This is a genomic window from Microbacterium sp. Root1433D1 (assembly GCF_001426835.1).
GTDB classification, from domain to species: domain Bacteria; phylum Actinomycetota; class Actinomycetes; order Actinomycetales; family Microbacteriaceae; genus Microbacterium; species Microbacterium maritypicum.
In genome coordinates this window covers 1-1,513 of the sequence record NZ_LMFN01000006.1, presented here as the reverse complement: position 1 = coordinate 1,513, position 1,513 = coordinate 1, and the positions used below count along the sequence as shown (strand labels likewise).

Below are 1,513 nucleotides of genomic sequence, written 5' to 3'. Positions count from 1 at the left end.
CGTACGGAACATAATCGTCCACACCACCACGCCGGTCGAACACCACATACACGACGAGCCGACGACCACCCACCGGAAAAACACCCGGCACCCGACTCATCGCCGACCTCCCTTGAGAAGCCCCGCGCCGGATCGCAGCACCTGGCGGAGCCCGCCGACGCTGACGCGAGCGACGCGCATGAGCGGAGCGAGCACGGGCCGCATCCGCTCCATCACCTCGGGATGGTTGAGATTCATGTGCATCCGGATCATCGCGACAGCGCCGCCCTTGCCCATCCACCCGGATCGCTGCAGGAACTGGATCTGGTCGATCGGGTATCCAGGGGTCGTCGATGCGAGCTGATCCAGCTTGTACTCCATCGAGACGTGGCTGATCCCCGCATGCTCCAGGCTCAGAACGGTTCGTGTGTGGTAGCCGGCCTCCCCCGCACCGTAGGTGACCAGACGCTCGAGCACGCGCGCCATGTCCGCCTTCCGATGGGTGGCCGGTTTGCCGAAATCCTCGACCTTCCAGTCGGCCTGGAGAAGAGGAGCCAACGCCTGCGGACGGCAGATCCACATGCCGCCGAGGGGCGCCAGAGGAGAGACGCCGTCGAACGGCACCTGGATTCCGAGACGCTTCGCGACCTCGGTCGCCCTGGGCAGGTAGTGCGCCCACCCCTTGCCGGGCGTGGCGTATCCGATGTGGATCATCGGTGGCATGACGATGCCCAGACCCGGCTCGCGCTGGAAGAGCGCGAGCACATTCGCGAAGTACCCGGCCGTGCCGAGGAGGTTCTCGGTCTGGTACCGATGGAAGTAGCGCACCACATTCGCGGAGCGTGTCTTCGGTCGCCTCGCGTGCACCTTGACCACGAGATCGAAGTCGTCGCTGAGGAGCACGTCGCGCATGCCGACCAGGAGCGCACTCATGTCACGTCCGCGTCGCGGAACCACGCGGACGACGGCGGAGAGCCGATCGGCAGAAGGATTCTGGTCGAGGATGTCCTCGATCACGCGCGCGCTGTCCTCGTCGTTGGTCGTGACGAACAGGGACGAGGGCTGCCCGATCTCTGCGATCGCGCCCAGCAGATCCGGAGCCAGCGACGCGTCCGGAATGTGAGCGATCACGGCGATTCGAAACGGCCTCGTCGCGTCGAAGGAGACGTCCTCCGGCGGAAGGACCTCGAGCATTCCCGCATCCGCGTTGAGAATCTTCGGAGCGACGTTGCGCGCGAGGTTCTGCCAGAGGATGGGCATCGGGTACCCGTACTTCTCCACCTCGGCGAGCACGCGCCGACCGATGACGGCATGACGGTCGAGATAGGGCGGGTAGTGGAAGAACTGGCGACGCTTCAGGAGCGGGGCTTCGTCGTGCAGCAGGAGATCGGCGTTGAACAGCGCCGGGTGGTCGGTCGGATACGCGGCTGACGGGTAGGCGACGTCGTGGGTGAAGCCGAGCTGCGCGAAATGATCCGTGAAGATCGTCTCGTGCTTGAGCACCGCATCGAAATACGACGGCATCTCCGGCAAC

General features: G+C 65.2%; 1 protein-coding gene. It reads right to left on the bottom strand.

The annotated features are described in order from the left end of the window. Window positions 1-96: 96 nt before the first annotated feature. The coding region (locus ASD13_RS17080; protein ID WP_162243043.1) for a rhamnan synthesis F family protein at window positions 97-1,513 on the bottom strand (1,417 nt) is incomplete at its 5' end.